Source organism: Microbacterium sp. Cr-K20, from assembly GCF_000708325.1.
Taxonomy (GTDB): domain Bacteria; phylum Actinomycetota; class Actinomycetes; order Actinomycetales; family Microbacteriaceae; genus Microbacterium.
In genome coordinates this window covers 34,912-56,013 of sequence record NZ_JARE01000059.1, presented here as the reverse complement: position 1 = coordinate 56,013, position 21,102 = coordinate 34,912, and the positions used below count along the sequence as shown (strand labels likewise).

Annotated in this window: 15 protein-coding genes; 2 read left to right on the top strand and 13 right to left on the bottom strand. The window is 68.2% G+C overall.

The genetic code is table 11. From position 1 onward, the window contains the following. Nucleotides 1-2: 2 nt before the first annotated feature. From guaA to GZ67_RS0114280, 8 genes are all read right to left on the bottom strand, one after another. Nucleotides 3-1,589, bottom strand: a complete 1,587-nt coding sequence (gene guaA / locus GZ67_RS0114315) for a glutamine-hydrolyzing GMP synthase (RefSeq protein WP_029262272.1) — start codon at nt 1,587-1,589, stop codon at nt 3-5. Further along, a complete protein-coding gene (locus GZ67_RS0114310) occupies nt 1,586-2,098 on the bottom strand; it encodes a DUF3817 domain-containing protein (protein ID WP_029262271.1) in 513 nt (170 codons plus the stop codon). The genes guaA and GZ67_RS0114310 overlap by 4 nt, the downstream gene beginning before the upstream one ends. 50 nt (nt 2,099-2,148) lie before the next feature. Continuing rightward, nucleotides 2,149-3,126, bottom strand: coding sequence for a class I mannose-6-phosphate isomerase (locus GZ67_RS0114305; protein ID WP_029262270.1), 978 nt, complete (start codon nt 3,124-3,126; stop codon nt 2,149-2,151). Continuing rightward, nucleotides 3,123-4,331 (bottom strand): ADP-dependent glucokinase/phosphofructokinase, encoded by a 1,209-nt coding sequence (locus GZ67_RS0114300; RefSeq protein ID WP_029262269.1) that lies wholly within the window; start codon nt 4,329-4,331, stop codon nt 3,123-3,125. Before GZ67_RS0114300 ends, GZ67_RS0114305 begins: the two co-directional genes overlap by 4 nt. A 37-nt stretch (nt 4,332-4,368) precedes the next feature. Then, entirely contained in the window at nt 4,369-5,232 is an 864-nt protein-coding gene (locus GZ67_RS0114295; protein ID WP_029262268.1) for a ketose-bisphosphate aldolase, read from the bottom strand. A 47-nt stretch (nt 5,233-5,279) separates the two neighbouring features. Next, nucleotides 5,280-6,125 carry a carbohydrate ABC transporter permease gene (locus GZ67_RS0114290; protein WP_029262267.1) on the bottom strand — a complete coding sequence of 282 codons (846 nt, stop codon included), beginning with the start codon at nt 6,123-6,125 and terminating at the stop codon, nt 5,280-5,282. 2 nt (nt 6,126-6,127) lie between these two features. Continuing rightward, nucleotides 6,128-7,051, bottom strand: coding sequence for a carbohydrate ABC transporter permease (locus GZ67_RS0114285; protein ID WP_029262266.1), 924 nt, complete (start codon nt 7,049-7,051; stop codon nt 6,128-6,130). A gap of 80 nt (nt 7,052-7,131) precedes the next feature. Beyond that, nucleotides 7,132-8,427: an ABC transporter substrate-binding protein gene (locus GZ67_RS0114280; protein WP_029262265.1), complete on the bottom strand. Its 1,296-nt coding sequence runs from the start codon at nt 8,425-8,427 to the stop codon at nt 7,132-7,134. 230 nt (nt 8,428-8,657) lie between these two features. Here GZ67_RS0114280 and GZ67_RS0114275 point away from each other — a divergent pair, with 230 nt between their 5' ends. Next, the gene (locus tag GZ67_RS0114275) at nt 8,658-9,464 is read left to right on the top strand and encodes a DeoR/GlpR family DNA-binding transcription regulator (RefSeq protein ID WP_029262264.1); all 807 of its coding nucleotides are present in this window, start codon (nt 8,658-8,660) and stop codon (nt 9,462-9,464) included. A gap of 133 nt (nt 9,465-9,597) precedes the next feature. Here GZ67_RS0114275 and GZ67_RS0114270 read toward each other — a convergent pair whose 3' ends face one another. From GZ67_RS0114270 to GZ67_RS0114260, 3 genes are all read right to left on the bottom strand, one after another. Beyond that, the gene (locus GZ67_RS0114270) at nt 9,598-14,220 is read right to left on the bottom strand and encodes an ExeM/NucH family extracellular endonuclease (protein WP_029262263.1); all 4,623 of its coding nucleotides are present in this window, start codon (nt 14,218-14,220) and stop codon (nt 9,598-9,600) included. A 237-nt stretch (nt 14,221-14,457) separates the two neighbouring features. Continuing rightward, on the bottom strand, nt 14,458-15,216 hold the full coding sequence (locus GZ67_RS0114265; protein WP_051662555.1) for an SURF1 family protein: 759 nt from the start codon (nt 15,214-15,216) through the stop codon (nt 14,458-14,460). Between the two features lie 58 nt (nt 15,217-15,274). Then, complete coding sequence (locus GZ67_RS0114260) at nt 15,275-16,390, bottom strand: GuaB3 family IMP dehydrogenase-related protein (protein WP_029262261.1); 1,116 nt, start codon at nt 16,388-16,390, stop codon at nt 15,275-15,277. A gap of 124 nt (nt 16,391-16,514) precedes the next feature. Here GZ67_RS0114260 and GZ67_RS0114255 point away from each other — a divergent pair, with 124 nt between their 5' ends. Further along, a complete protein-coding gene (locus GZ67_RS0114255) occupies nt 16,515-16,814 on the top strand; it encodes an SHOCT domain-containing protein (RefSeq protein ID WP_051662551.1) in 300 nt (99 codons plus the stop codon). A gap of 63 nt (nt 16,815-16,877) precedes the next feature. Here GZ67_RS0114255 and GZ67_RS21045 read toward each other — a convergent pair whose 3' ends face one another. Together GZ67_RS21045 and GZ67_RS0114245 are read right to left on the bottom strand one after the other, a co-directional pair. Next, nucleotides 16,878-19,298, bottom strand: a complete 2,421-nt coding sequence (locus tag GZ67_RS21045) for a helix-turn-helix transcriptional regulator (RefSeq protein ID WP_168380818.1) — start codon at nt 19,296-19,298, stop codon at nt 16,878-16,880. A gap of 96 nt (nt 19,299-19,394) precedes the next feature. Then, nucleotides 19,395-21,083 (bottom strand): ABC-F family ATP-binding cassette domain-containing protein, encoded by a 1,689-nt coding sequence (locus tag GZ67_RS0114245; protein ID WP_029262258.1) that lies wholly within the window; start codon nt 21,081-21,083, stop codon nt 19,395-19,397. Between the last annotated feature and the right edge of the window lie 19 nt (nt 21,084-21,102).

Genomic DNA, 21,102 nt, shown 5'->3' with positions numbered 1-21,102 from the left:
CCCTACTCCCACTCGATCGTCCCCGGCGGCTTCGACGTGACGTCGAGCACGACGCGGTTGACGTCACGGACGCCGTTCGTGATGCGGTTCGAGATCTTCGACAGCACGTCGTACGGCAGACGCGTCCAGTCCGCCGTCATGGCGTCTTCGCTCGACACGGGGCGCAGCACGATCGGGTGACCGTAGGTGCGGCCGTCGCCCTGCACGCCCACCGAGCGCACGTCGGCCAGCAGCACGACGGGGCACTGCCAGATCTCCTGGTCGAGACCCGCCTTCGTCAGCTCTTCACGGGCGATGGCGTCGGCCTCACGCAGAATCTCAAGACGGTCAGCGGTGACCTCACCGATGATCCGGATGCCGAGACCGGGCCCCGGAAACGGCTGACGTCCGACGATCGTCTCGGGGATTCCCAGCTCGCGGCCGATCGCTCGCACCTCGTCCTTGAACAGCGCGCGCAGCGGCTCGATCAGCTCGAAGTCGAGGTCGTCGGGAAGGCCACCCACGTTGTGGTGCGACTTGATGTTCGCGGTGCCCGCACCGCCGCCGGACTCGACGACGTCGGGGTAGAGCGTGCCCTGCACGAGGAACTTCACCGGAGCGCCGCCCGAAGCCTTCGCCTCGGCGACGAGGTCGAGCTGCACCTTCTCGAACGCGCGGATGAACTCGCGGCCGATGATCTTGCGCTTCTCCTCCGGGTCGGTCACTCCCTCGAGGTGGCCGAGGAAGGTCTCTGCCGCGTCGACGGTGATGAGACGCACACCGGTGGACTCGACGTAGTCGTTCTCGACCTGCTCGCGCTCGCCCTTGCGGAGGAGGCCGTGGTCGACGAAGACGGCGGTCAGCTGGTCACCGATCGCCTTGTGCACGAGAGCCGTGGAGACCGCGGAATCGACCCCACCCGAGAGAGCGGAGATGACGCGGGCGTCACCGACCTGCTCGCGGATGCGCTCGATCTGCTCCGCGATCACGTTGCCGCTGTTCCAGTCGGAGGCGAGACCGGCACCCTTGTGCAGGAAGTTCTCGATCACGCGCTGGCCGTGGTCGGAGTGCTTGACCTCCGGGTGCCACTGCACGCCGTAGAACCCGCGCTCCTCGTTCGCGAACGCCGCGACCTTCGTGGCCTCGGTCGTGGCGAGCACGTCGAAGCCCTCCGGCGCCGTGGCGACCTGGTCACCGTGACTCATCCACACGTTCTGCTCCGCCGGCTGACCGCCGAGCAGCGTGCCGCCGTCGCCGGAGATCGCGGCATCCGTCGCGCCGTACTCGCGCAGTCCGGTGTGCGCGACCTCGCCGCCGAGCGTCTGAGCCATGTACTGGAAGCCGTAGCAGATGCCGAGCGTCGGGACGCCGAGGTCGAAGACCGCCGGGTCGAGCTTCGGCGCGCCCTCTTCGTACACGGACGAGGGCCCGCCGGAGAGGATGATCGCGACGGGGTTCTTGGCGGCGATCTCCTCGGCCGTGGCGGTGTGCGGCACGATCTCGCTGTACACACCCGCTTCGCGGACTCGACGGGCGATCAGCTGCGCGTACTGCGCGCCGAAGTCGACGACGAGCGCAGGACGCTGCTGGGTCTCGGACTGTTCGGTCAACGGACACCTTCCGGGGCGGGGGTGGAGGCCTCGGCGGCCTCTCGGGTGGCGAGATAGGTCTTGACCTCACGGGCGACGACCGCCTCCATGAAGAACGACAGCAGCGGGATGACACCGCCGAGCGCGAGGAGGATGAAGCGCGGGAAGCGCCAGCGCATCAGGCTCCACATGCGGAAGCACGCGAACAGGTAGACGACGTAGAACCAGCCGTGCGCCACCAGGATGAACAGCGAGAGGTTGAACCCGTCGCCCAGCGAGGTCATCTCGCAGGAGTTGGTCATCGGGGCGAACAGCGACCACCACTGGCAGTCGGGTCCGGCGAGCACGCCGGCGAACCACAGTGGTCCTCCGGAGCCTCCCAGGAAGAGCTCGAGGTGGATCGGCGTGTACTTCAGCACCATCTCGGTCAGCAGCAGGAGCAGCATGACTCCTGTGATGATCGACGCGATCTGGTAGAACTTCAGCGCACCGCGGATCGCCGGAAAGCTGGCGACTTTCGGTTCGGGCATGTGTCCAGTCTAGCCGCCGGGATCCGCCGCTCGATCCCCCGCGATCGCCCTCACGGCGCCGGGGGCCGCGCGATCAGGAGCTCGGCGTCACCGCTGACCTCGATCCCGCCGGCGGCGGCCGGGATGAGGACCGTGGCACCGGTCGGCAGCGCTTCGCCGTCGAGGTCGGCGGTGCCGTCGGCGATGATCATGATCGCGAACCCGGGTTCGATCACCGACGCTCCGCGCACCGGACGCCGCTCGAGTCGGAAATACCGATCCGCCGCGCGAGGGAAGACCGAACCCGACAGAGGCGCGGCACGCACGAGGGCGGCGAGCTCCGCCGGGCCTCGCGCGGCGGTCGTGACGGCGGCGAGTGCGAGATCGAAGCCCAGCCCCAGGTGCCCCTCGCCGGGACCGTCGATGGCGAAGCCCTCCCACTCCAGCAGGATCGACAGGTCCTCCGGCTGCTGCAGTTCGAGCAGCAGCACGCCGGCACCGATCGCATGGAGCTCGCCCGGTGGCACCCAGACGACGTCGCCGGGGCGGACCTCGACCTCGTGCAGCAGGCCGAGGAGCGCCGTCACATCCTGGCGCGAGACCAGGTCGGCGAGCGCTTCGACGCTCGTCTCCTCGCGCAGCCCGACGTGCACGACTCCTCCCTCGAGGATGTACCAGGCCTCCGCCTTGCCGTGCGTGCGGCCGAGATGCGAGGCGGCGAAGTCGTCGTGCGGGTGCGCGTGCACGGGCAGCCGCTGCCCCGCGTCGAGGAGCTTCACCAGCAGACGCGTGTCGGATCCCCACCGCTCGGCATGCACGGGACCGAGCCACGACACGGGATCCTCGGCGACCGCGTCGCGCAGCATCCGCCCGTCCGGGAGCGTCGTCAGCCCGAGTACCTGCTCGCCGCGGATCGTCGTGGTCGATCCGACCCAGTCCTCCGGTTCACGGGGTGCGGACTCGCGTTCCCCGCGGAAAGCGGCGATGCGGGCACCGCCGCGGTAGAAGCGTTCGGCCGGACGGTTCGACGCGAGCCGGATCGGTTTCACGGGTGCCCTCCGTCCTGAGCATGGGCGGCGAGGAACCCGCCGACGAAGGTGTCACCCAGGCCGATCGTGGTCGGGTGTTCGACCTCGAGGGCGAATGCCGGGACGCCGACGGCATCCGGCACGGCCGCCATGACAGCGGCGACGAGTGCCGTCCCGCCCGCATGTCGGGGCATGCGCGCCGTCTCGGCCGCCTGTGCCGCCGTGAATCCGTCACCGAGCCGATAGCGGGTGGCCGCCACGCGCACGGCACTCTCGAGCGCCGCACCGTGCCTGAAGGCCTCGGCGCCGATGGCGAGCGCCCAGTACCGCGTATGCACGACCAGCGCGGGGACGGGGATGATCCGGCGGATGTCTGCCAGGGCGCGGACGACATCCGCCGGATCGAGCAGGTCCACCGACCGCCCGACGTATTCCTGCAGTTCGTCCTCGTTCATGCCGTACACGTCGATGCCGGGGAGCAGCCGGATGCGTACCGTTTCCGCGAAGGCGCGCGTGTAGAAGCCGGCGTCCTCGTAGTAGACGAGAGCATCGTCGGGCAGTCGGAGCATCGCTTCGTGGAGCTGCTCCAGGCGCTGCTCGAGCAGGGCATGGTCCTGCATGGTGTTGAAGCCGGAGACGAGGAGCACGGACGCGGTGGCCAGCGTCTCCCCCAGCTCGGCAGCGAGACGCATCTCACGGTTCGGCGGATCGTTGGCGAAGATCAGCCGATTGGGTCCCGGCGAGAAGACATCCCCGTCGTGCAGCCGTATGCGTGCGCCGGCCGGATACTGCACGATCAGGTGCGGATCCAGGGTGTCCTGCGTCGCCGAGCACACGAAGGACACCCCGGGAGGCAGCAGCCGACGCACGTTGTCGTCGATGCTCACCAGATGCTGGATGCTGGGGATCCCCAGACTGTCCAGGACGAGCCCGGCCCGCACGCCGGTGCCGCCCAGGGTCACGGCGTACTCGAAGTGCGAGGAGAACGCCTCGATCACATCGGATGATGCGACGAAGCGCTCCGCGCCCGTACCGTCATCGACGAGGGCGAGGACGGCGACCAGGAGCGATCGCTCGTCGACGATGGGCGCGGTCGAGGTCAGCTCCTGCCGCCGCACGCGGTGCACGGAGGCCAGCCGCTCGAGCACCGCGGCATCCCACCGCAGTTCGTAGTCGACCGTTCCCCCGAGCCCGAGTACGAGCCGCCTGTCCTCGCCAGCGCTCATGCGCCGATCTCCCTCCCCTTCGAGATCCGCCGTCCGGTCAGTACAGGTCGGCCTTGCCGTCGGCGCCGAACAGCTCGATCTTCTCAGCCGCCGTGGCCTTCAGCGCGGCGATCGGCTCGGGCTGGATCGCGTTCGGCTCGCGCAGGCGCTCGTCGGTGCCGAGGATCTCACGCATGCGGTTGTGGTACGAGACCTTGATGTCGCTGGAGATGTTGATCTTGTTGATACCGAGCTCGACGGCGCGGCGAAGCTCGGAGTCGGGGTTCGCCGACCCGCCGTGGAGCACGAGGGGGATGCCGACCGCGGCCTTGATCTCCTGCAGGAGGTCGTGGCGGAGCTCCGGGTTCTTCTCGGCCGGGTACAGCCCGTGCGAGGTGCCGATCGCGATGGCGAGGCTGTCGACGCCGGTCTCCGCCACGAAACGCACGGCGTCGGCCGGGTTCGTGTAGATGATCTCGGCGGCGCCCGACTCGCCGTAGCTGTCGTTGGCGCCGATCGTGCCGAGCTCGCCCTCGACCTGGATGCCGACCGCGTGGGCGGCATCGACGACCTTCCGGGTGAGGGCGACGTTCTCGTCGAACGGCAGCAGGGAGGCGTCGATCATGACCGAGGTGAAGCCCGCCTTGATCGCGGTGATCATCTGCTCGTAGCTGCCACCGTGGTCCCAGTGGATGGCGACGGGGACGCTCGAACGGTGCGCACGGGAGTGCATCGCGGCGATCAGGTCGGTGGTGATGTGCGAGACCTCGTCGGGGTGGATCGCGATGATGACCGGGGCGGCCTTCTCCTCGCTGATGTCCATGACGCCGTTGAACATCGCCCAGTCGCTGATGTTGAACGCGGGGATCGCGAAGTTGTTCGCGTTGGCGACATCGAGGATGGATTTGCCGGTGTAGAGCACTTGTATCTCCTGTTTCGTGGTGGTCTGGGCCCCGGACGGGACGTCGTTCAGCTCTTCACGGACCCGGCCGTGAGGCCGCTGATGAAGTACCGCTGGAAGAAGAGGAAGAGGATGAGCACGGGGATCGACCCGAGCACGCTCATGGCCATGATCTGGTTCCACTCGTAGGAGTGCTGGCCCATGAGGAGCTGGATGCCGATCGGCACGGTGCGCATGTCGATCGTGCGCGTGAGCGTCAGCGCGAACAGGTACTCGTTCCACGCGATCATGAACGTGTAGATGCCGACCGAGACGATGCCGGGCACGGAGATCGGCACCAGGATGCGCCAGAGGGCCGTCATGGAGCCGGCACCGTCGACCCGCACGGCCTCGTCGAGCTCTTTCGGCAGGGTGTTGAAGTAGCCGGTCATCATGATGATCGCGTAGGGCAGGGTGAACACCATGTAGGTGAGGATCAGCCCCGCGTAGGAGTTGTAGAGACCCAGCCCGACCATGAGCCCGAAGTACGGGATGAGCAGGGTGATGGGCGGCACGGCCTGCACGCTCACGATCACGACGTTGAGGATCCGCTTGCCCCGGAAGTCGAAGCGGCTGAACGCATAGGCGGCCTGGATCGCGACGATCAGCGTGAGCACCGTGACAGAGCCGGCCACGATGTAGCTGTTCAGGAAGAACCGCATCGTCTCGGCGTTCGTGAAGATCGCGATGTAGGCGTCGAACGAGAACGTGTCGGTCAGCAGCCGCGGCGGCAGTTCGAAGATCTGCGTGTTCGACTTGAACGAGCTGGACAGCATCCACAGCACGGGCCCCGCGGCGAAGACCGCGCCGATGAGGAGTCCGATCATGAGTCCGGTCTTGCCGACCCGACGCTGGTTCTGGGCGGTGAGAGCCATGGTCAGTCCCTCGCTTTCTGATGACGGACGTAGAACACGGCGAGCACCATCGACATCAGCAGCACGAGCACGGCCGAGGTCGACGCGAGCGAGAAGTCGTACTTGGCGAAGGCGAGCTTGTAGGTGAAGGTGCTGAGCACCTCGGTCACATCGATCGGACCGCCGCCGGTGGTCATCCAGATGAGGGCGAACTGCTGCGAGGTCCAGATCAGATCGAGCAGCACGAGGCTCACGATGATGGGACGCAGCTGCGGGATCGTCACGTTCCAGAAGCGCTGCGTGGCGCTCGCACCGTCGACCGTGGCCGCCTCGTGGAGTTCGGCGGGAACCCCCTGGAGCCCGGCGAGCAGGCTCACCATGAAGAAGGGGTACCCCGCCCAGATGTTGATGAAGATGATCGTGCCCAGGGCGAGCTGGGGTGAGGCCAGCCACTCGATGTCGGTGTTGAGCAGGAAGTTGACCACGCCGTTCGGGGCGAGCAGCATGCGCCAGAGGACCGCGATGACCGCGACCGTGAACAGCCACGGCAGCACATAGAGGGCCCGGAAGAGCGACCGCGAGAACCGGCCGAGGAGCGGGCTGTTCAGCATCATCGCGAAGGCGAGGCCCAGTACGAGGTGGGCGGCGACGCTCGTCACCGTGAAGAGGATGGTGTTGCCCGTCGCCTTCCAGAAGCGCGGGTCGGAGAGGATCTCGACGTAGTTCGCGATGCCGACGAACTCGGGTGACTTGTTCAGGATCACGTTGTCCTGGAACGAGTAGCCGATCACCATGACGATCGGCACGATCATCAGCACGAACAGCAGGATGACCGTCGGCGAGAGGAAGGCGTACGACTCGGTGGTCTTGCGCAGCTGCCGTCGGCGCCGCGAGAGTGCGACCCCGGTGACGATCACCTCGGTGTCGTCGGATGTTCTGAGACTCATGGGAACTCGAGCTCCTTGGTTGGTCGGGTGCCGCATCGCGACCGCGATGCGGCACCCCGTTCAGGCGGGGAGGCGGGAGGTCAGAACTCCGCCTCCCACGAGGCCTGCGCCTTCTTGAGCGCGTCGGGGATCGACTGCTGCCCGTCGAGCGCGGCCTGGAGCTGCTCACCGAACTGGCGCATGAGGTCCTCGGCGACCGGGAGACCCGTGAACTCGTTCGCCGGGTAGCCGGCCTGGTAGATGTCGAACGCCGTCTTGAAGAGCTCGTCGTCGTTCACGAAGTCCGGGACCGACTTCGCGTTTCCGGGGAAGGCCTTGGCCATCGTGGAGAGCTCGGAGTTCGTCTGCTCGCTCATCAGGAACGACACCAGCTTGAACGCCGCTTCCTTGTGCTCGGAGTTCTCGGCGACGCCGATGCCCCAGGAGGCGTAGGGAATGCCGCGTTCACCGTCGTACCCGTCCTCGGCGGGGATCGCCGAGATCGAGAAGTTCAGATCGGGGTTCGTCTCGCGGATCAGGTTGATGTGCGCGAGCGAGTCGATCATCATGCCGGCGCGACCGTTGGTGAACTCCTCGACCTTGTCCTGCTCCTTCATGGTGAAGGAGCCCGAGGCGATGACGCCGTCGTCCCACAGCCCCCCGATGTACTCGACCGCGGAGGTGACGTCGTCGTTCGTGAGGTCGGGCTGACCGTCCTTGAGCATCGAGCCCCCGGACGCCCAGACCCACGACATGACGTCGTTCTGCACGCCGTTCGGCGATTCGAGGGACAGCGGGAGCACCCAGCCCGAGACGTCGCCGCCGAGCGCCGAGACCTTGGCCGCCGCGTCCGCGAACTCGGTGCGGGTCTGGGGCGGTGCGGTGACCCCGGCCTGCGCGAGCAGGTCGTCGTTCGTGAACATCGGGTAGACGAAGTTCACGACCGGGATCATGTACGTGCTGCCGTCGACCTGGATCTGGCTGGCCAGCTCGCTGTCGTCGTAGTCGTACTCCTCCATGAGCGCGCTCAGGTCGGCGATGACGCCTTGAGAGGCGAAGTCGTTCACCCACGCGCCGTCGAGGCCGACCACGTCGGGCATGGTGCCGGATGCCGCACCGGCGAAGAGCTGCTCCTTGGTGGACGCGTACGGCCCGCTGACCAGCTCGACCGTGATGTCGGGATTCGCCTCCTCGAACTGGTCGATGAGTGCGCGGAACTCGCCGTCGGGCAGTTCCGGCTCCCACCACTGCGCGAACTCGATGGTGACATTCCCGTCACCGCCGCTGTCGCCATCCGTGCCGGGCGTGCAACCCGCCAGGGCCAGAAGGGTAACCGCCGCGGTTCCGGCGCCGACGATGATTCGGGTTCGCCGCTGCCCTCTTCCGACTGTGCTCATCACTTCTCCTCGTTGAGATCGTGCCGCATCACGCGCTTCAATGCTTGTTCATGCGGTTTTGAGCCATGTTATGCCGTTGCCTGCCGATTCGTCAACCCTGTTCTTTCGCCTGCATCGCGTTGTGGCGCTGATTTTCCCCGCGCATCTGCGAGCAGCACCCGAATCAGCCATCTGCGGTTTTCTGCACGACTATGCCGCGTTCGTGCCGCTCCTGTGCTAGATATGGGTGCATGGATGCTTCAGCGACCGGACAGCGACGCCGCCTTCCGGCAGGTCGGAAGGCCGACCTCGCCACCTACGTCGAACAGACGGGACAGGTGACGGTGAGCGACCTGGCCGAGCACTTCTCCGTCTCGATCGACACGATCCGTCGAGACCTCGATCAACTCGATCGAGAGGGCGTACTGATCCGCACGCACGGCGGTGCGGTCAGCGCGGCCAGCGGACAGCTCAAGGACCGCGCCCTCGACGTGCGCCTGCGCATGCAGACGGAGGAGAAGGAGCGCATCGCGCGCATCGCCGCGGGCCTCGTCGAAGACGGCTCCGTCGTGATGCTCAATGCCGGGACGACGACGCTCGCCGTCGCCCGCGCGCTGCGCAATCATCACGATCTGACGATCGCCACGAACAACCTGCGCATCCCCGGCGAGCTGTCGCCGTCGGCCTTCCGCGACCTGTACGTGTTCGGCGGTGCGGTGCGATCCATCACGCAGGCGACGACAGGCCCCGTGACGTTCACGATGACCCCGGGCGGACCCGAGGTCGACATCCGCTGCGACCTCGCCCTGATCGCCGTCGGCGCGGTGGACGAAGCCGGGTATTCGACCTCGAACCTCGGCGATGCCGCCATGATGTCCGAGATGATCCAGCGAGCAGAGCGCACGGCCATCCTCGCGGACTCCACCAAGCTCGGCCGTCGGTTCTTCGCCCAGATCGCGCTCCTCGAGCGGGCGGACTACCTGATCACGGACGCTCCCCCTCCGCCCCGCATCGCCGCCGCTCTCGCGCAGGCCGACGTCCAGGTGCTCACGCCCTAGGGCCCGAGGCCTGCCCGCGCCCGAGCCGTCACGCTCGCCGAGTCGCGACAGCGACGACGAAGGCCGCCAGGATCGCTCCCGACGGCCTTCGTCTGTGTCATCCGACTAGCGGATCAGAACCGCTCTTCCCCGATCAGAACCACCGGGTGAGCAGCTCCCAGAGCCAGTCGAGGATCGCACCGATGATGCCGCCGGCGCGGTTGACGGTGACCGTGGCGGTCGCCGCATCCCCGTCGGCCTGAGACGCCGCCACGGTGTACTTCCCCGACGGCGCGCTCTTCGGCACGGTGACCTGGGTGCTGAACGTGCCGTCCGCCGCCACCTGGACGGTGCCGACCTGGACCGGCTTGCCCTTCTTCGGACGCAACTCGATGTTCACCGTCTCGCCGGGCACGTAGCCTTCGCCGGTGACCTTGAGGTTCTTGCCCGCCGCCACCTTGGACGATCCGAGGGCGATCGTGCCGGCGAACTCCTCCTCACCGGCGATCGCGAACGGCACCTGCACGGTCGTTCCGGTTCCGGCGACCGCGACGGTGAGCGACTGCTCACCGAAGACGCCCGAGGGAACAGTGAAGGTGAGGCTCGCGCGCCCGCCCTCATCGGTGGTGTCGACCACGGCCGGGTCGACGGCTCCGGTGGCGAGCACCGTGTCGCCCAGCGAGAGCGTCACCTCGCCCGGTGCCGGCTCACCCGCGCTGAAGGCCAGCGAGGAGAGCGACACCGTCACCTGGTCGCCGGCGCTGTAGCCGTCGGCATCCGCCGCGCTGACGGCGACACCGACTGCCCGCTGGGCGTAGTCCGGGCTCGCGGTCTTGTTCGCGTCGAACCAGTCGACCATCGACTGCAGGTCGATCTTGCCGGTGTCGCGCTTGCCCGCGCCCTCCTTGAAGGTGAAGAAGTTGTCTCCACCCGCGGCGAGGAACGAGTTGGCGGCGACCGCGTAGTTCGCCGCCGGGTCGACCGGCGTGCCGTTGAGCGTGATCGACGTGATCCGCGAGCCCTGTGCCGCGGCGGGGTCGTAGGTGTAGAGCAGACCCTCCGAGACTCCGAGCTTCAGGAACGGACGCGCCGAACCCGCCGGCTGCCACTGCTCCTCGAGCACGCCCTTCAGCTGCGCACCGGTGAGCGTCAGCGTCACCAGCGTGTTGGCGAACGGCTGTACCGTCGCCGCCTCGCGATAGGTGACGTTGCCTGCGGGATCGTTCGCGTTGGACGAGGCGTAGGTGAGGTTCGCGCGGATGCCGCCGGGGTTCATGAGCGCCAGGTCGGCGCCCGTGGACCACTGCTGCACGTCGGCGACGAAGTTGCCGATGGTGGACTCGCCGCCGCGGTTCTCCGTCTTGCCGTCGCCCTGGCGCGCCCGGTTGAAGTCGGCGGTGATGTCGCCGACCTTGATCGCGCCCAGGATGTCAGCCTCGGCCTTGGCCTGGTCGACGATCGCCTGCACCTCGGGCACCGCCGGGTACAGCGGCTTGCCGGCAGCGGTGAGAGGCTTGATCTCGTTGGTGATCGAGAGCAGGTCCGACGTCTCCGGGTCGACCTTGATGTTCATCAGGCCCAGGTTCTCGCCGTACTGCCCCGCGGAGACGACCGGGCGGCCGTCGATCACGTGGTTGTACGCGAGGTGGGTGTGCGCCGACACGATCGCGTCCACATCGTCGTCGACGCCGTAGACGATCTCGCCGAGGGGCGAATCCGGGGTGATGCTCGACAGCTCGACGCTGGATGCGCCCTCGTGCACGAGCAGGATGACGACATCCGCCTCCCCGTTGGACTCGTCGCCGTCGCGCAGATCGTCAGCCACCGCGTTCACGGAATCGACGATGCTGCGGACCTCGAGATCCTTGATGCCCTCGGGCGAGACGAGCGAGTCGAGGTCTTCGGTCACCGCTCCGACGAAGCCGACCTTCACGCCGTCGAGTTCCTTCACCCAGGCCGGTGCGAGCGCGGGCTCGCCGGTCTCGGTGACGAACACGTTCGACGAGATGTACTCCCAGTCCGCGCGCTCCTGCACGCGGTCGCGCAGATCTTCCCAGCCCTGGTCGAACTCGTGGTTGCCCGCAGCGCTGACATCGAGACCGGCCGCGTTCAGCGCGTCGATCGTCGGGTTGTCGTCGTTGATGAACGAGGTGAACGTCGACGCACCGATCAGGTCGCCGGCACCGGCGAAGATCGTGTTCGGGTTCGCGTCGCGGAACTGCTTCACTGCTCCCGCGAGGACGGCGGCACCGGCGGCGGCACCGTCGGCCTCGACCCGGCCGTGGAAGTCGTTGACCGTGACGACGTCGATGCTCACCGGCGGGATCTCCGAGGAGACGCCGACGATGATCGGGTCATGGTCGCTGGAGCGGTAGGGCGTGCCCTCCTCGGTGGCGCCGTACGCGTAGCCGCGGTCGCTCCACTCCGGCGAGTTGATGCCCCAGACGCCCGCGCCAGTGATCGACGACACGAGCGACGGCGACGCGATCACGTGGTCCAGCGAGCCGAGCTCGCCGTCGAACGTGTACGTGTACTGGCCATCGGTCTTGTCGGCGACGAGGTCGCTCCACCCGTTCGACGTGAACACATTGATCGGGTCTTCCTTGCCGTAGGCGTTGAAGTCGCCGATCAGCAGCATGTCGCTGCTGCCGGTCGTCGCCTCGAGCTCAGCGGTGAAGGCGAGGATCGCATTCGCCTGCTTCACGCGGTCGGCGTTGAAGAAGCCCTGGCCGTCGGCCGGCTCCGCGCCCGCCCCCTCGGGCGGCGACTTCGACTTCAGGTGGTTCGCCACCACGGTCACGACGCGACCGTCGATGTCGAACGCCTGCGCGATCGGCTCGCGGGCATTGCCCCACACGGTCTCGTCGGTGACCGTGGCACTGTCGCCCACGGTCTCGACGGCGTCTTTCTTGTAGATGATCGCGTTGGTGATGAAGTCGGTCGTCGCCGCGTCGTTCAGCGCGGCGGGCGTGGGAACGTAGCCCCACACGTCGCTGCCGGCGTCGGCGTTGAGGCCGGCGACCAGATCCTTGAGGGCCGTGTCGACGGGCTTGCCGAGCTTCACCGAGTTCTCGATCTCCATGAGGGAGACGATCTCGGCGTCGAGTCCGTTGATCGCCGCGACGATCTTGGACTTCTGGATCGCGAACTGCGCCGCGTTCGCGGCCCCGCGGGCGTTCGAGTTCTCACTCTTCAGCGTCGTGAAGTAGTTGTAGACGTTGAAGGACGCGACCTGCACGTCGCCGCCCACCTCGGGCGCGGACTCGGTGCGCGGGTTCGTCGCCTCGAAGCCGACCTTGAGGTCGGCGGACGAGGAGTCGTCGATCGGCACGACGGGCTGCAGACGCCAGTCGTTGAAGCCCCACTGCAGCACGTAGCCGTTGTCGCCGAAGTCGACCGTGTCGCCATTGCGGACGACGGCATCCTTCGTGAAGTACGGCTGCTCGCCCGGGTGTCCGCTGTTGGACACCTGGATGGACCAGCCGTCGTCGAGCAGGATGCGGTTGGCGCGGTTGGCCGCGGCGATCGCCGCCGCCTCGCCGCCGGGACGCGTGGTTTCCGTGCTCTTCACGGCGAGGTCTGCTCCGGCGTTCAGCCACAGCGTGCCGAAGTTGAAGAGCTGGTGGCTGGAGGCGAGACGGTAGCTGCCCTCGGGAGCCACGTACATGTTCTCGTACTGCTCGCGGTCGGCACCCTGCACCGTGGCGGGCAGCGGCGTGACGGCGGGAACGCCGACGCCGGCGGTCAGCACCTCGATGTCGGCTGCTGCGGCCGGGTTGAGCTGTGTCTGCCCGAAGTACTCGCTCACGGAGCCGGTGACCGAGACGAGGTCTCCGATCTCGAGGCTCGGAGACAGAGCGTTCAGAAAGACGAACACGCCGTCGGAGGCACCGGGAGTCGCGTCCGCCGCGCCGCCGGAGCCCTGCGTCTGGATGACGATGCCCTTGTAGCCGCCGGTGCGGTAGTCGGCCGTGACGACGCCTTCGACCTGCACGGTCTTGCCGCTCAGCGGAGAGACGTCGGTCGTGCCCTGCACCTCGGCGATCGTCGCCTTCGTCGGCTCGCCGCCCGGGTCCGTGCCCGGGTCGGTGTCGCCGGAGTTCTGCGGGGTGATCGTGGCCGAGAGTGTGAAGTCGGCGCTGTTGTCGTCGGTGTCGACGCCGTCGGTGCGGTTCAGCGACTTCACGTCGGTGTTGCCGGCGGGCGGGGTAGCCGCCTTGGTCTCGAACGTGTTGGAGGTGCCGTAGCCGAGCAGGTCGACCACGCCGTCGACGCCCACGACCGAACCGGGAGTGAGAGTCACCGCCGCCGTGCCCTCGACGAGCGCCAGCGTTCCTGTGGTGCCGCTCGGGGTCAGTGTGCTCGTGGCGTCCGGAGCGGGCAGTTCGGCGCCGTTCGCGCCGTTGCTGTTGCCCTGCACGAGGTAGTGGCCGCCGGCCGGGATCACGCCGGAGAGCGTGGCGACGCCGTTGGCGGCGCCGGTCCCGGTGCCGGAGCGGTACTGCAGCGACATGCCGTCGAGGGTGATCGGCGCCGAGGTCGGGTTGTAGAGCTCGACGAACTTGTTCTTGAACGCCGCCCCCGCGCTGCCGCCGGAGAGATACGCCTCGTTGATCACCACCCCCGTGCCGGTGGTGTCAGCGGTGGCGGGCACAGCGGCCAGCGAGCCGAGGCTCAACGCGGCGACGCAGGTCACGGCGAGAGCGCCGATGCGCCCCCGACTTCTACGGTGCGAGACGGAACCCATGCGGTTCTCGTCGTCTGGAGCGGACATCATCGGTGCTGTCTCCTCGGTCGGGTTCGACACTTCTCAGGACTGACGCTGCACACAGGGGAAACTCCCAGCATGCTCACATGGTGCGAGCATACGTAGCGGTCCGGACATCCTCAACGGAGTTTTCCGATTCGTCATCGAGCGCTCACCGGATGGCCTCGATGACCCCTGACGAAGGTCGCTATCGCGAGGCTGCAGCACGCAACTGCGCAGCGTGACGCGCGCGGATGCGCGGATCCATCAGACGGTTTCCGCCGCGGCCGCGTCTTCGAACTCTTCGACCTCGCGCTCCCAGGCATCCTTCGCGAGGCGATACCAGAGGTAGAACGCGAACCCCGCGAAGATCGCCCACTCCACCGCGTAGAAGACGTTGAGCCAGTTCACCGGCGACATCTCCTCGGGGGCCGGCGACGAGATGTCGACCAGACCGGCCGTCGCCGTCGTCGAGGCCAGGTAGGGGCGGTAGACGTCGAGCTGCTCGATGTCGTGCCAACGGCTGAGGAGGGCCGCGGGCGACATCCGATCCAGTTGCTCGGGATCGGAATGCGGCGGGACCTGGGGGCCCTCGTCCGAGATGATGCGCCCGGTGATATCGACAGGAGAGCCGTCGGCACCCGCCTCGAGCTCCTTCACCGCAGCGTCCGCGGTGGCCCGGTCCGGCGCCCAACCGATCGCGACCGCGATGGAGGTGCGCTCGTCGACGCGCAGCTGCCCGGTGACCCAGTAGCCCTGGACGTCGTCGTTGAACCGGCTCGACACGACGATGAAGTCCTCGGGAACCCAGACACCGGAGGTCTCCACACGCTGCCCCACGAGCGGCTCGGGAAGATACTGGCCCGGTTCGAGGACCTCGGTGAGCTGCTGCACCTGCTCGGTGGCGCCGGGGTCGGGCGGATCCGTCTCGATCGCACGCTCGAGCTGCCACTGCCCGAGCCAGGCGAACACGCCGGCGACGAGGAGGCAGAGCAGCAGCATGCCGATCCAGCGTCCCCGGAGCATGACCTCACGCAGGGTCGGGGGGAACAGAGCAGGAGTCGTCACGGTGGTGCGCTGAACCTCAGGCCTCGTACGGTGCGAGCACGACCTCGACCCGCTGGAACTCCTTGAGGTCGGAGTATCCGGTGGTCGCCATCGACTTGCGCAGCGCACCGATCAGGTTCGCGGTGCCGTCGGCGACCGGCGCGGGACCGTAGAGGATCTCTTCGAGCGTGCCGATGCCGCCGACCTCGACCCGACGACCACGCGGGAGCTTCGGGTGGTGGGCTTCGGGACCCCAGTGGAATCCACGGCCGGGCGCATCGGTGGCGCGGGCCAGCGCGACGCCGAGCATGACGGCGTCCGCCCCCATGGCGAGCGCCTTGACGATGTCGCCCGAGGTGCCGACGCCGCCGTCGGCGATCACGTGCACGTAGCGGCCACCGGATTCGTCGAGGTAGTCACGGCGCGCGGCGGCGACGTCGGAGACCGCGGTCGCCATCGGCGCATGGATGCCGAGGGTCGCGCGGGTCGTGGACGCCGCTCCCCCGCCGAAGCCGACGAGGACGCCGGCTGCTCCGGTGCGCATGAGATGCAGTGCCGCGGTGTAGGTGGCGGCTCCGCCGACGATGACGGGGACGTCGAGGTCGTAGATGAACTTCTTGAGGTTGAGGGGCTCGGCGACGCTGGACACGTGCTCGGCGGAGACCGTGGTGCCGCGGATGACGAACAGGTCGACGCCGGCGCGGGCGACGGTGTCGTAGAACTCCTGCGTGCGCTGCGGCGTGAGCGAGCCCGCCACCGTGACGCCGGCCTCGCGGATCTCCGCGAGGCGACGGGTGATGAGCTCGGGCTTGATCGGCTCGGCGTACAGCTCCTGCATGCGGACCGTGGCCGTGCCCTCGTCGAGACCGGCGATCTCGGCGAGCAGCGGCTCCGGGTTCTCGTACCGGGTCCACAGACCCTCGAGGTCGAGCACACCCAGTCCGCCCAGCTGGCCCAGCATGATCGCGGTCTGCGGGCTGACGACGGAATCCATGGGGGCTCCGAGCACCGGGATGCCGAAGCCGAAGGCGTCGATCGTCCAGGCGGTCGACACGTCCTCCGGGTTGCGCGTGCGCCGAGACGGCACCACCGCGATGTCATCGAACGTGTACGCGCGACGTGCGCGCTTTCCTCGGCCGAGCTCGATCTCCATGGTCACCCCTCCAGCCTACCCGGGCGCGGCGGTCGACTCGGGCAGAGCTCGAAGCGTCGCGGAACGGCGTCGGTGCTCGAAGACATCGAGCACCGGGTGCACCGCCTTTCACCCGGATGGGGGGATGACCGACCTTCCCATCGCCAGCGATCGTTGGCCTGCGGGATCCGAGCGGGTCCCGTACTTCCTTGTCTTCTTCCCGTTCCTCACCGCGCTGATCTACCTGATCGCCCGCGGTGGAGGGATGGCGGAACGCGGCGTCCGCGAAACGCAGGCCGCGCAATCCGCCGCCGCCGACTACATCAAGTCCGTGGCCGGCAGCAGCCCGAGCGACGAGATCGCGAAGGCGAAGGCCCTCCTCGACGGCGGCACCATCACCGCTGCGGAGTACGAGCAGATCAAGACGCGCGTGCTCGCGGGCTGATCCGAGGCGAAGCAGGGGCTCGTGGTCTCACGCGACGGCGAGCCCCTCCCCGTGTCGATCCGGTCAGAGCAGACCGACACGGCGAGCAGCCTCGACCGCCTCGGCACGTCCGTTGACCTGGAGCTTGCTGTAGATGCTTCGCAGCTGTGACTTGACCGTGTTGGCGCTGACGTACCGACGCCCTGCGATCTCGGCGATGCTCTGGTGGGCGGGAAGCTCCCGCAGCAACTCCTGTTCCCGCGCCGTGAGCTTCGCGATCGTGACGGTCGCGGCCTTCTCCGGCATCGCCATGTCCGGATGCGCGAGGATCTCCTCTGCCACAGGCCGCCACGCCCCCAACCGTTGGATGCGTGCACGCAGCACGACCGACGGCTCGTTCCCCTCCTGGAGGAACGGCCGCACGGCCCCCAGCGGCGCCGCGCACATCAGCGCGTTCAGGATCGCCGCGGTCGCCGACGCGTCGCGTCTGTGGCGGTGCGCGTGAACGGCAAGAGCCACCCAGGCAGAGGCCAGAGCCAGCGGGGTGAATCGTGGAGCACCGCCCGCCAAGGCCTCACGGAGGACGTGATCGCCCTCACGGTTCGGATGCCGGAGGAAAGCGGCTGTCGCCGATTCGACGCTGTATTCGCCGAGAACACGACGACAGCGCGCCAGGAGCCGGTCTGCCAGCGGCACGTCACCCTGGCGGATGGCGGACCCGATCGCAGGAACCACGGCATAGGCGAGGCTGGAGACCGTGTCGGAGAGGTCGTTCTCGATCAGAGCCACCACCCGCGCGAGCGCGGCGCCGCCTCCACGGCGGGTGAGCTCGTCGAGCGCGAGGAGCATCTGCGTCAAGTGGTCGAGGCGTGCGCCGGCACGAGGACTCCAGTGCTCCAGCACGCTCGTCGAGAGAGGGTCGGCCCGGTGATAGGCACGCGTCGCCTGGAGGCAGACGGCGCGCGCAGCCACGGTATCCCGCTCATCGGCGCCACTGAGCCAGTCACGTTCGATCTGGAGGAGGACAGGCTCCATGTCGACCCGACTCGGCGCCCGGGAGACGATCGACAGCGCACTCTCCAGGATGAGCATCCGCAACCACCGCAGTTCCGAGGTGTCGGCGGTCGGCGAGCCGAGGTGCACGAGCGCCGCGCTCATGTTGTCGTTCATCTCGCCATCCACCCCGCCCGTGGTCCACACCTGCACATACTCGAGAAGGAGTGCGGTTCCGCGGGAGCAGGACGCGTCGACGGCTAGTGGCGGCCGGTCCCGCATGTCGCCCCGCCGCCGATTCGCGTGCGCCCACAGCGCGTCCACGATCTCGTCCACGGCGGTCCGCTCAGCCCTCCGCTGGGCGTGGGTGCGGACACGGAGGAGCTGCGCTGCCCCTGGGCGATCGGGGAAGTGCGGAATCGCGAGAAGCAGCCCCATATCCGCCTCCAGCCTCTCGCGGTCCCGGGGCGCGACCGCGCGAACGGCACGCATCACCGGGCCGGATTCGCCTTGGAAGATCAACTCGTAGCCGTGCTGATCGAGGAAGGCGGCGAGCGCGGCCGCGTCTGCGGCCCGGACCGTCTGAGCGAGGGCGCTGCGCAGATCGCCCCTCGCCGAGAACCACCGCGCCGCTGCTGCGTGGGCGCTGTTCGCCCGTGGGAGATCGCGTCGTCGCTGCTCTGCGGCGAGAAACGCCCAGAGGATGGGATGGAACCGATAGGAATCCGCGTCCTGTCGCATCACGAGCGAGTTGGCACAGGCGAGCTGCTCGAGAACACGACCGGCGTCGGGACTCCCCGTCACCGTGACGGCGAGTGCTGCCGACACCGTCGGCGCGACAGCCGACCAGACGAGCACTTCTTCCTGCTCCGGATCGAGAGCGGACAGCACCTCGGTGACGAGATAGTCGGCGACAGGGCGACTGTCGCCGTCGAACCGATCCACCACCGAGCCGTCGCCCGTCTCCCGCAGACGGCGCACGAGCACGAGTGCGGTCGCCCACCCACCGGTGCGGGCGAGGAGACCGCGGAGCTGCTTCCCGGTGGGGGCTGTCACATCCGCGAGAAGGCTGGTCGCCTCGTCGGCGGTGAAGGCGAGATCGGCACCGGAGATCTCGCTGGTTCGCGCCCACCTGGCGGGCGACACCGGAAGTGCATCGAATCTGCCGGCGAGAACCACCCGAAGGCGGACACCGCCGCTGTCGACCGCCGCCGCGATGGCCTCCCGCGCTTGCGCCGACGACCGATCCAGCTGGTCGATCACGAGATACACCCGGGAGGCACCTGCCGCCCTGCTCCGCTGGATCGCGTCGAACACCTGCGCCTCATCGGCGGCATCTGCGAAACACACCAGGCCGTCGACGGTGGCCATCCACTGCCGGAGAAGCACGGACTTGCCCGAGCCGGCGGGAGCCCAGATACCCACGACCCTGATCTCACGCTCGAAGGCGTCGAAGATCCGCCGCAACCGAGGTCGGTCGACCAGGCCGCTCCGTTGCAGGAGCGCAACCACTGATCCGCGTGCGTGAGTGATGTCCCCGAGATCTATCATCTCGGTATTATTTCACCCTTTACCCGCGGACTCGCGTCGGTCGTGGTTCTGCTCTCGTCAGCGCGTCCGAGCGACCCGCTTCTCGTCCCACACGGGCTCGTCCGATTCGTAGACGTCGCCATCCGACCCGAAGACCAGGAAACGGTCGAACGACCGGGCGAACCAGCGGTCGTGCGTCACCGCCAGCACGGTCCCCTCGAATCGCGCCAGGGCGTGCTCCAGCGCCTCGGCCGATTCCAGGTCGAGGTTGTCGGTGGGTTCGTCCAGCAGCAGCAGCGTCGCCCCGGAGAGCTCGAGCAGCAGCACCTGGAACCGCGCCTGCTGCCCGCCCGACAGCGAGTCGAACGTCTGCTGCGCCTGCCGCACGAGGCCGTACCGATCGAGCGCCGAACTCGCGGCATCCCGCGGCATCCCCGCCCGACGGTCATCGCCGCGGTGCAGGATCTCCAGCAACGTGCGCCCGACGAACTCCGGATGCGCGTGAGTCTGGGCGAACAGTCCGGGCACGACGCGTGCGCCGAGAGTCGCCGTGCCGGTGTGCGCCACCGTGGTCACCTGCTCTCCTGTCGACGTGACGTGACCGAGCGTGGCATCAGGGTCGCTGCCGCCACGGGCGAGCAACCGCAGGAAGTGCGACTTGCCCGATCCGTTGGAACCGAGCACCGCGACCCGGTCGCCGTACCAGACCTCCGCGTCGAAGGGACGCATGAGCCCGGTCAGCTCGAGACGCTGTGCGACCACGGCCCGCTTGCCGGTGCGTGCGCCGCGCAGACGCATGTCGAAGTCCTGCGCGGGCGGTCGCTCCTCGGGCGGGCCCGCCTCCTCGAACTTGCGCAGGCGCGTCTGTGCCGCCTGATAGCGCGACGCGAACCCGTCGTTCGCCGACGCCTTGACTTTGAGGTTCGCGACGAGGGTGCGCAGCTTCTCGTGCTGCTCGTCCCAGCGCCGACGCAGCTCGTCCAGTCGGTCCATCCGGTCGGTCCGCGCCTGCTGATACGTCGAGAAGCCTCCGCCGTGCACCCATGCCGTGGCACCGGCGCCGCCGGGCTCCAGTGTGATCAGCCGGTCGACGGCGCGTGCGAGCAACTCGCGGTCGTGCGACACAAGCAGCACGGTCTTCGGCGTCTGACGCAGCTGCTCCTCCAGCCACCGCTTCGTCGGCACGTCGAGGTAGTTGTCCGGCTCGTCGAGCAGCAGCACCTCATCGGGTCCGCGCAGCAGGGCTTCGAGCGCGAGCCGCTTCTGCTCACCCCCCGAGAGGGTGGTGAGCTCGCGATACCGCGCCCGCTCGAACGGCACGCCGAGCGCCGCGACCGTGCACTGATCCCAGACGGTCTCGTGTTCGTATCCACCGGCATCCGCGTACTCGGCGATCGCCGTGGCGTAGGCCATCTGCGTGTCGTGCTCGTCGCGTTCGATCAGCGCGTTCTCGGCGGCCTCGAGAGCCTCGGCCGCCGCGCGGATGCGAGCCGGCGCGACGCGCACCAGCAGCTGGTGCACGGTCTCGCCCGCCTCGCCGTGACCGACGAACTGGTCCATGACACCGAGACCGCCATCGATCGTGACCACGCCGTCATCGGCGGGCTGATCACCGCGGATGATGCGCAGCAGAGTGGTCTTGCCCGCCCCGTTCGGTCCGATCAGGGCGCTGGTGGAGCCTGCACCCACCCGGAACGTCGCCTCGTCGAGAAGCGGTCTGCCGTCGGGGAGCGTCAGTGAGACGCTGGAGACATCGATGTAGCCCACGGTGCGTGGCCGTCCTTCC

Coding starts and splice junctions, on each gene's coding strand:
- GZ67_RS0114285 (WP_029262266.1), bottom strand. CDS start 7,051: ATGAGTCTCAGAACATCCGACGACACCGAGGTGATCGTCACCGGGGTC.
- GZ67_RS0114275 (WP_029262264.1), top strand. CDS start 8,658: ATGGATGCTTCAGCGACCGGACAGCGACGCCGCCTTCCGGCAGGTCGG.
- GZ67_RS0114280 (WP_029262265.1), bottom strand. CDS start 8,427: ATGAGCACAGTCGGAAGAGGGCAGCGGCGAACCCGAATCATCGTCGGC.
- GZ67_RS0114265 (WP_051662555.1), bottom strand. CDS start 15,216: ATGCTCCGGGGACGCTGGATCGGCATGCTGCTGCTCTGCCTCCTCGTC.
- GZ67_RS0114310 (WP_029262271.1), bottom strand. CDS start 2,098: ATGCCCGAACCGAAAGTCGCCAGCTTTCCGGCGATCCGCGGTGCGCTG.
- GZ67_RS0114300 (WP_029262269.1), bottom strand. CDS start 4,331: ATGAGCGCTGGCGAGGACAGGCGGCTCGTACTCGGGCTCGGGGGAACG.
- GZ67_RS0114270 (WP_029262263.1), bottom strand. CDS start 14,220: ATGATGTCCGCTCCAGACGACGAGAACCGCATGGGTTCCGTCTCGCAC.
- GZ67_RS0114255 (WP_051662551.1), top strand. CDS start 16,515: ATGACCGACCTTCCCATCGCCAGCGATCGTTGGCCTGCGGGATCCGAG.
- GZ67_RS0114290 (WP_029262267.1), bottom strand. CDS start 6,125: ATGGCTCTCACCGCCCAGAACCAGCGTCGGGTCGGCAAGACCGGACTC.
- GZ67_RS0114260 (WP_029262261.1), bottom strand. CDS start 16,390: ATGGAGATCGAGCTCGGCCGAGGAAAGCGCGCACGTCGCGCGTACACG.